7 protein-coding genes and 1 pseudogene are annotated in these 9,658 nt (G+C 43.4%); 1 reads left to right on the top strand and 7 read right to left on the bottom strand.

The window, feature by feature from the left end; genetic code table 11:
- Positions 1-474, top strand: a pseudogene (locus tag H6G26_RS27340) (hypothetical protein); the annotation flags it as partial.
- Positions 475-894: 420 nt separating this feature from the next.
- Here the strand turns inward: H6G26_RS27340 and H6G26_RS27335 are convergent.
- The 7 genes from H6G26_RS27335 to H6G26_RS27305 all read right to left on the bottom strand — a co-directional run bounded on the left by H6G26_RS27335 (position 895) and on the right by H6G26_RS27305 (position 9,614).
- Entirely contained in the window at positions 895-2,076 is a 1,182-nt protein-coding gene (locus H6G26_RS27335) for an ABC transporter permease (protein WP_190733104.1), read from the bottom strand.
- 103 nt (positions 2,077-2,179) lie between these two features.
- The gene (locus H6G26_RS27330; protein ID WP_190733102.1) at positions 2,180-3,421 is read right to left on the bottom strand and encodes an efflux RND transporter periplasmic adaptor subunit; all 1,242 of its coding nucleotides are present in this window, start codon (positions 3,419-3,421) and stop codon (positions 2,180-2,182) included.
- A gap of 110 nt (positions 3,422-3,531) precedes the next feature.
- On the bottom strand, positions 3,532-4,779 hold the full coding sequence (locus H6G26_RS27325; RefSeq protein WP_190733100.1) for a glycosyltransferase: 1,248 nt from the start codon (positions 4,777-4,779) through the stop codon (positions 3,532-3,534).
- 86 nt (positions 4,780-4,865) lie between these two features.
- Positions 4,866-6,080 carry a glycosyltransferase family A protein gene (locus H6G26_RS27320; protein WP_190733098.1) on the bottom strand — a complete coding sequence of 405 codons (1,215 nt, stop codon included), beginning with the start codon at positions 6,078-6,080 and terminating at the stop codon, positions 4,866-4,868.
- Positions 6,081-6,126: 46 nt separating this feature from the next.
- Complete coding sequence (locus H6G26_RS27315; protein WP_190733097.1) at positions 6,127-7,260, bottom strand: glycosyltransferase family 2 protein; 1,134 nt, start codon at positions 7,258-7,260, stop codon at positions 6,127-6,129.
- 12 nt (positions 7,261-7,272) lie between these two features.
- Positions 7,273-8,445 (bottom strand): glycosyltransferase, encoded by a 1,173-nt coding sequence (locus tag H6G26_RS27310; RefSeq protein WP_190733095.1) that lies wholly within the window; start codon positions 8,443-8,445, stop codon positions 7,273-7,275.
- A gap of 29 nt (positions 8,446-8,474) precedes the next feature.
- The gene (locus H6G26_RS27305; protein WP_190733093.1) at positions 8,475-9,614 is read right to left on the bottom strand and encodes a glycosyltransferase family 1 protein; all 1,140 of its coding nucleotides are present in this window, start codon (positions 9,612-9,614) and stop codon (positions 8,475-8,477) included.
- Positions 9,615-9,658: the final 44 nt, after the last annotated feature.

Below are 9,658 nucleotides of genomic sequence, written 5' to 3'. Positions count from 1 at the left end.
TTAAATGGCGGAAAAATCGGAGATCCATCCAAAATCCGATTTTGTTTGGAAATGGGGCATACCAGGTATAGCCGTGACATCGATATCAAAGATGTTTACAGTACTTGTTTGAAAGATTGGTATGAAAAATACTTGAAGAAAGTGGTGAATCTGACACTGGATGCCAAGCACCAGGGGGATGAAATCTGGGCGATTGGTGGAGGCTGTTTGTTACCAGGATTTAAGAAGCTGTTGGAGAAAAACGGCTTCAAAATCTTGGACAATCCAGTAGAAGCCAATGTCTTTGGACTTTTAGAAATGGCAAAAAGTATCACTAGCAAGAATCCAACAATCACCTCGCGAAAGCCAGTCTCCAAGCTAGATTTATCAATTGAAAAACAGATTGAGAGGCTAACCGATTCTACTCATGAAGTTTTCCCAAATTTAGGTAATTGGTTTATTGATATTTGTTGTAGGAAAACAAAAGTTATTTGATTTTACTAACAGCATTTATTTAACTACAAAACATACTAATCTTACTCTGTTTAACTTCAAAGCAGACGACAAGTGTATATATTTTTCATGCATAGATGAGGGGAAAAAATGATTATAATTCTTGAGAAAACCTGTCTCTTGTTGTTCTTGGAATAATTTATTCTTTGGAAGTCCCTTATTAAAACGTTAATAATATTAACGTTGAGTCCTAATAAGCGCACGTACTACCAGCAAGGAGAAAAGGCGATGAGGCTTATTTTATCTGCATCCTAGCCCAAGTTGTAGCCCCGTAAGTTTTTTTGCAAGAGGCTTATCAACATACTGATGCAACTAGAAACAGCAGTGGCGGTGACTCGAAGGACTGGAAGAGGTAAAACAGGTCAACTCCGAATCGGATTTACTAGTTTGTGGACAGGTTCATCATTCTGAACGTAGGGCTTTTACTGGGTCGATCTGGCTGGCCCGCACGGCGGGAAGCAAACTAGCTCCCACCCCTACCGCTAGCGCTGATCCTAGTGCTAGCACTGCAATTCTGCTATCAAACTCATAGGGTAAGCTAAAGGTATCGGTAACCACAACTGTGAATCCATGCACCACTCCCAGCCCCGCAGCCCCTCCTATTAAACTTAAAAGCATCGCCTCTAGAATAAATTGCAGCATGATTTCCCGTTGGGTTGCACCCACCGCCCGTCTCAAACCTATTTCAGAGGTTCGTTCTGTTACTGAGGCAATCATAATATTTGCAATCCCAACACCGCCAACTAATAGCGCGATCACTCCTACTGCTGTTAAACCTTGGGAAGCCATCTCTAGAGTTTTCTGCTGCTGTATAATATCTGATACATTATTCCAAAATTTAAATTTGTAACCTGGAAATCTTTGTAACAGTAACTTCTCTGCTTGGTGGCTTAACTCTTCCACATCTTCAAGTGAGTAAGGGCGCATTTGGATACTCCCTATGTCGCGGCTACCGGTCAAAGCGTTGTAAATAGACATCGGCACATACAGTTGACCCGCCGGGGGTGCATTTTCATTTAGACTAGTCGCTACTACCCCTACAACAATATAAGGTCTTTGCCCAGCATAAATCAGCTGCCCCACAGGTTCCTGCTTTTGGAAAAGTTGTTCTGCCAGCAATTGATCGATTACTATCACCGGACGATAGTTGGCAAAATCTTCAGATGTGAAAAACCGTCCCGAAACCAATGATTTTCCTGAAGTCAGCAAAAAATCTTGGGAAACAGGTGACATGGGTGGACTAAATTCCCTGTCCCGAAATACAGTTGGCGTAGAACCAGCCCAATTAAAAGAACTGATTGCCTGCAAGCCCACCATTCGCTGTCGTAAGAATTCCATGTCTTCCAACTTGAGTTGGGTGGTTTGACCACCAGAATCCCAGTTTGGATAAACCGAAACTTGAGGTGCGCCTCGTTTTGCTAATTGTTGAGCGATCGCGGCCCGGCTAATATTACCAACCTGAAGTGTAGCGCTAACAGCAGCCACACCCATAAATACCCCTAGAATAGTCAGACCAGAACGCAACGGGTTCCTACCTAAGGAGTGAAAGGTAATATTTAATAAGTCAAAAGCTGAAAGAGCCATAATAGTCGCTTTGCTCTAGCTTAAAAATGGGTGAGTATAAAGGTGTGGAGTGAATGTCACGAAAATAAACTGGGGGAGTAAAGTCGAAATATTAATTTATTTATTACTTTTCACTTGCCTTAACTGGCAGCCCTGGCTTGAGTTGCGACTCAACGGGCGGCAGTATGACCTGTTCGCCAGGATTTAAACCAGAGGTTACTTCTACAGCCATTAACCCCTCCAATCCCAGATTAATGGGACGTTTTTGGGCTTGATTTTGGCTATCCCGAACCCATACAAAGGGACGCGCTTCCGATCGCACAATTGCATCTGTCTTCAAAACTACTACGTTCTGCCGTTGCTGCAACACAACCTCGACATTTACCCTACTACCAGGGAGCAGTGTGCGAGTAGGGGTATCAAGCCGAATGGTTGCGGGTACTGTTGATTGACCTGATTGTTTTGGACTACTACCGTCTTGTTTTTGGTCTTCGGTAGTGAGTGCTTGAGGATACAAGCTTTGCACCCGTCCAGAGAATGTCTTTGCATTAGGCCCAATCGCATTAATGCGGGCAAGTTGATTGACGCGAACTTGAGCAGCGTTCAGGGTAGAAAGCTGGAGTTTCACCAGGATTTTTCCTGGATCGCCCAAAGTGAGCAGATTGGTACGCAACTCGACCCCATCACCGTTTTCTACATTCACACCCAAGACTACGCCATTCAATGGTGCAGTTACAATATTATCCTGGAGTTGCTGCTCAATAAGTTGACGCTCCAATTGCAAAGTCTGAATTTTGAGGGCGTTTGTACGTGCCTCTGCTTGAGTATCTCGCAGGCTAGCCCGAGCAACGCGTACTGCATCTTCTTGTGTTTGCGCTTGTTGTTGGGCAATAGCTCCTTCTCGCACCAAGGGAGCAAGCCTTTGGAGTTGTTTTTCTTCGGCTGTTAATCGTTCTTGGGCTTCAATAATTTTCTGGCGACTACGTGCTAGGTTGATTTGCTCTTGTTGAATTTGCAACTGCTGATTAGTAAGAGCAATTTTTCGCTCAGGGTAGCGCAGGGTCAGCAATATTTGACCAAGTTTTACCCTCTCACCAGGTTTTACCATGACTCGTTCGACTGCACCCTCTTTTGGGGATTTCAAGATTCGCTGTTCTCGTAACTCAACAGTACCGCTCTCATTGATTGTGGTTTCAACATTACCTCGCTCCACAGTTAGCAAGCGTACTGCTACTGGTTCAGGAGGTTGGTTCAGAGCGAAGAAGTAGGTCAGCCAACCGCCAACGCTGGCTAAAGCCAAAACTCCTGACCAGGCTAGCCATCGATTTGGGATATTAAATTTACCTTTTTCATATTTCCAGTTCATGACAACTCGATCCAGTGAGTTTGCAGTTCATTACAAGCGATCGCAAAGTAGATGGGTGTAAATATTTGTCGTTGGGATGAGGCACGCAGGTGGCAGGAGGGAAGAGGTTTTTATTCTGGCGACATAATTAACGTTGGAGAATCTTGCAGCCAGAGATCGAACACGACGAGGCGGCTGTTGTCCAAAATGCGGCGGAAATTTGATTTGAGATAATTTCGCAGACCAGAGTAATAATCAAGCCACCAGAACGCAGGCCAGCCAATGACTATGAAACTTGCTCCTGCTTGACGCATTCGTTCAAGTTCTTTGATAGCCATCTCGTCATCCAGTGGCGCTCCCCAGTACTGACCGTCACGTTCTAAAAAGGGCAGAGCATCGAATTGTGGCAGCATCTCACAACCCCATTGATTTTCATCGACTAAAATCAAACGCTTCCCGGCGGGAATCACAGATGCAATTTCCCGCATAGCAATTTGTAGCCGCTCTGACCAACTCAAATTAAGTTCAGGTATCAGTTCAGATGTCAAGTCACTACGGCGCATATTTATATACAACACGCGCTCTGCTAGCCACTGACGATAAGATGCATCCTCTGCACGCGGTGACTGTAACAAATAAGCGATCGCATCAGTACGTTCTGCGATCGCAGCCAGCGATCCTGTTCCCCCAGAGCCGAAGTTAAGCTGGGAATCCTGTTCAGCGTGAGACCGGAATTGAGCCAGCGTTTTAGGTATAAAGAAAAGATCGAATTGCGCTGCTATCCGCAAGTATAGGTTCAAGTCTATCAAGTACTTGGAGTGGGGCGTGTCGTATCCCCCAACTGCTGCCAGTGCATCAGCGCGAAACATGGTAGCTGCACAAAAGAGCAAAATCCATTTTCGCCCGTCAACAATTTGGTGAATAAAATCTAATCCGTCGATGAACCCCTCTAAAAAGTTACTTGAAAATCTTCTGCTTTTGTCCTCTAAGAAAGCACCATTATTGTCAATTACTTCAATTTGGCCAACTGAAAAACCAGCATCTGGATGGTTATCTAACGCTAAGACGGATTCGCTAATAAAGTTAGGTAGTACCATATCATCGTCTGGCAAAAAGCTGAGATAGCAACTAGAGTTAAGCTCAATAGCTCGTTGCCAATTGCGAAATAATCCAATATTAGTTTCATTACGCACGTAAGTGATGCGCGGATCTGCAAACGAGCGGACGACTGCCTCTGTATCATCGGTAGAAGCATTATCTAACACCAAAGCTTGGAAATCTGAATAGTCTTGTGATAAAACGCTTTGAAGGCTAACTTTTAATAAATCCGAGCGATTGTAGGTTGGAATCGCGATAGTCACTTTGGTTTCATATTTCATATCCTTGCTACTCACCCTCTGTTTGGTAATAACGCCCGCATAATAAATTAAAGACAAGCTTCTCTTTAAGTTATTAAATCCAGTTTTCACGACCAGAGATCGAACACAATCAGGCGGCTGTTGTGCAAAACACAGCGGAAATTTGAATTGAGATAATTGCGTAGCTGTGAGTAGTAATCTAGCCACCAGAAGGCGGGAAATCCAATGACCATGAAACTTGCTCCCGCTTGTCGCATTCGTTCGAGTTCCTGAATGGCAGTTTGGTCGTCAGGTGGAGCGCCCCAGTAATCACCGTCGCGTTCGAGGAAGGGAAGGAAATTAGATTGAGGTAGAATCTCGGAACTCCACTGATTGTCGTCAACCAAAATAAAACACTTTCCTGCTGGAATTGTGGCTGCAATCTCCTCAATGGCAATCTGTTGTCGTTCTGGCCAGCTAAGATTGAGTGCGGGTACCAGTTGAGACGTAAACTCGCTGCGACGCATACTGATATGCAATAGGCGTTCTGTTAACCACTGACGATAAGATGCATCCTCTGCACGCGGTGACTGTAACAAATAAGCGATCGCATCATTACGTTCTGCCATCACAGCCAGCGCTCCTGTTCCACTAAGGGAGTGAAAGCTGACCTGGGAATCCTGTTCAACGTGAAACCGGACTTGAGCCAGTTCTTTGGCAATAAAGAAGAAATCGAATTGCACCGCCATCCGCAAGTATAGATTCAAGTCTAGCAAGTACTTAGAGTGCGTTATGTCGAATCCCCCAACCGCCCTGAGGGCAGAAGCGCGAAACATCACTGCACTGGTACGCAAAATCCATTTCCGTCCATCAACAATTTGGTGGATGAAGTCTAGACCGTCGATCAGCCCTTGTGGTAAGTTGTCTGAAAATTCTGTGCCTGTGACCTGTAGTAGAACACCATTAGTGTCGATAAATTCAGCTTGGGCAGCCGAGAGACCAGCATGAGGATAATTGTCCAATCCTAAGACAGACTCGCGGATGAAGTTGGGCAGTAGTATGTCATCATCCGATAAGATGCTGAGATAGGGGCTAATGTTTAGCTCAACACTCCGCTGCCAATTGCCAAATATGCCAATATTGACTTCGTTGCGTACATAAACAATTCGCGAATCCACGAATGAGCGTACAACCGCCTCTGTATCATCGTCAGAAGCATTATCTAATACAATAACTTGGAAATCTGGATAGTCCTGTGCCAATGCGCTTTGCAGGCTAGTTTTGAGTAAATTTGATCGGTTGTAGGTTGGGATTGCGATCGTAACTTTGGTTTCAGGTTTCATATCGTTTCTGCTCACTCCCTGTTTTGCTAATAACGGCCAGGCAGTATCAAGCTAAAGTGTGTAAATCAAAGACAACCAAGCGTTCATTTTCCAAAAGACAACGAAACCTAGTACGCAAATAGCGAACGAATTCAGCATAGTAGTCAAGCCACCAGAAGGCAGGCCAGGCAAACACGATGAAACTTGCGCCTTCACGGTGCAGTCGCTCAAATTCCTTAATTGCTATGGTATTGTCACTAGGAGGCCCCCAATACACACCCTCTTTTTCTAGAAAAGGGATCGCTTGGCAATTTTCAAGTAGCTGATGATGACCCAATTCGTCCATGTCAACCAAAATATAATTCTGCCCTTGTGCAATCAAAGAGCCTAATTCTTTACCTAACTCGACCATCCTCTGAAGATATTTGTGACAAGAATCTTCCTTATATTCAAATGCATCATTAACTTTAATACCTTGTTTGTGTAAATATTCCCGTAAAACTTCCTCTTCATAATAATAGTGGCTAAGTCGCCAGCTATAAGTACGCTTGTTTGTGCCATTATGACCATGAATGCGGTATAGCGACTGATAGTCATTAATACGCCTGATACTGCCAGAAAAAGGAGCCAAAAAGCCGAGGTATGACTCTGCATTTAATCGATAGTTAGTCTCAGGCATAGGTAAGATTTTCTCTAAATAGCTGCGTAACCAAACGTTACCGCTAGTAGGTGGAAAAGTATGACCTTCTAGACCATATTTAAGCTGCTCATTGTAGAAATTACCTTCTGGCAAAATACCTTCACAATCAACTTTTTCTAGCAAATTACTATTAACATCAATGACGCGCAAGGGCCAATGAGCCTTAACTGCATCTGGATCGTCACGCAAGATTTTAACTGCTCTTTCAATAGCACTCGGTAGCAAAACATCATCTGAATCCAAGAAGCATATAACCTCACCACAACTAATAGCAAAACCAGCATTAAATGCAGATGCTTGTCCACCATTATCTTTTAAGACAGGAACAATTTTTTCTCCATAACTGGCGATGATTTGTTGTGAATTATCGGTTGAGCCATCATCAACTACGATGACTTCTGTAGACTGATGGCTTTGATTTAGGGCACTTTCAATTGCCTCGGACAAAAATGTTCCATAGTTATAATTGGTAATGATAATACTGGCTAGAGTTTTTTGCATATACTTTTCCCTTTATTCTAAGCCAAACACAATTACATAATCGTTTTTTAATAAGTAAGGAAACTTTTGACGCAAATAATCATGAAATCCAGTAAAGTACTCTAGCCACCAAAAAGCCGTCCAAAAGAAGACAATTGCATATACCCCAGTTTGGTGCAATCGCTCAAATTCTTGAATTGCCATATTATCATCTGCGGGAATTCCCCAATAGTGTTTGTTGCGTTCAGTAAAGGGAATAGTCTGAAAACCTTCAATGATTTTGTTGCCATTTAGGCAATCCTCATCGACTAAGATGAAAGATTTTTCTGCTGAAATTACAGCCTTCAGTTCCTCTCTCAACTCATACAGATGACCAATGCGATTGCGCTCTTCCACGAAATATAAATCTGCCGTAATTTGAGCCAGATTCCACTTTTTCTGAATCTCATCTAACTCCTTGGCAGCTTGTTGAATATCCCATCTTTTAAAGAAATAATCGAGGTTATCACGTTCTGGAGGAAAAGGATGCCAGAAATGAATAACAGACTTCGGTTCAAACACAACTGGAATGTTAGAATGATACAAAGCCATACTAGAATCAATCCAATCTAAATAGACGACATCATCAAAAGGCATCACTCGATCGAAAACACTTCGACGGTAAAGTTGACAATGAACCTCTCCAGATAACTCTATCTTTCGGCGATGGGAACCTTGATCAAGCTGTTGATCGCCTGTAGGTGGCAGAATTTCCAACTTGATTCCATCCGTTGTTTGTACTGAATGAACCTGTCCTAAGTTTGGGTCCCAGTGAATTTTAGTTGCATCCAAACCGCCCTCGATAATACGGGGAATGGCCACATCAGCTGGATGTTCTTCGCAAGCCTGGATGAGATAAGACAACCAACCCTCTTCTACGAGAACATCATTCTCGATGAAACACAAGAAATCATCATTAGGGTTAGATTCCTGAATTACCAGATTTCTTGATTGGTTAGGCATCAAATAATAATCCTTATAAATGACTTTGACATTGCTACGTCCCTCAAGCACCTGTTCAATTTGCTTCCAGTAAACTTCAGGAGTGTTGCAATTTATCACAATTAAATTAAAAGGAATATGCGTGTAGTCAAAAATTCGCTGCAATGATTCCGCAGCTAATGAGAACTGTTCGCGAGGAAAAAATCCAATGGTGACTGTTGGCATATTGATATTCCTAAATTGAATCATGATGATTAATTCATGGCTGCTTCTAGCAGCGAGGACAGAACTTTATGGGAGTCAAAATATTCTTCCGCAATCTTCCGGGCGCCATGACGATGTTTTTCATAGTTAGAATTGATCATCTGGACACCGTTTATCGCCTCGCAGAGGTCTTGGAAGATTAAAAGTCCTTCTCCGATCGGTAGCCAATCGCTTAAACCTGTGTCTTGAACTAGAATTGGCTTGCCGGAGGCTAGGTAACAGACGCTGCGATCGCTAAACCAGCCACCTTTGGTAGCAACATAACCCTGTTTTGCTACTCCAAACTCAGCACGGGATGCTTGAACAAATTTCCGGTAAGACTCTGGTGTAAAGGACGCAAGCCATCCGGGAATCACCTCCCAGCCATACTGCAATAGTTCATCAGGAAAGCCACCGCTTAATGCAATCCGAAACTGCTGTTTGGTGAGTTGCGGTATATCAATAAACTTTAAGAACTCTTTATCCTTGTTACCGTAAGTGATTCCTTCGTATACTACCTCCCGATAACTGTGCCACTGCATAATCGAACTGAAACCGATGGTGTCATTGTCTTCAATTACTGGCCAGTAAGGCAGTGCTACTGGAGGTAATGTCTTTAGCCAATGCCTACCCTTTGTGGGCATAAGGCAGTCTTCAGCATCAATGCGTTGCCCAATTGTGAACAGGCGATCGCAACGTTCAATCGTCTGTACTAATTCCGAATTACCGCTAGCAATATTAATCTGAGTAAAACCGGGATCTGCATCAATATAGATGTGGCGCTGCGGCCATCCATACTCATCTCTCCAAACAGAAAGTGGTGAGCCACGGACAATCATTAAATCAGCCTGAGAGCAGATATCTTTAAACTCGTCAATCTCCATTCCGACTGAATGCTCGTCAGTTCGGTAAATCCACCTGTTCTTAAAACCAAGCGGTTCTAAGCAGTTTTTAATATAATTTGTCGGATAGTCTAACTCCGTCGTGATTTCCTCGGTTTCCCAGTTGTAAACCCACGACATCGATCCACATTCTTCCAAGTAGAAAATATCATGTCCAAGGGCACGCAGACCCAGAAGGTATTGCAGGTCAGACCAGGCGTTGCCCCCAATGGGAAATCGACCGATAGCACTAGCAAAAATTATAATCATCCTATTTTAAATTTATTAAATGTTTTGATTTAGATCAGGACTAG

The sequence above is a fragment of the Nostoc sp. FACHB-888 genome (genome assembly GCF_014696655.1).
In the GTDB taxonomy this organism is placed as follows: Bacteria; Cyanobacteriota; Cyanobacteriia; order Cyanobacteriales; family Nostocaceae; genus Nostoc.
This window is presented reverse-complemented; position numbering and strand designations above follow the sequence as displayed.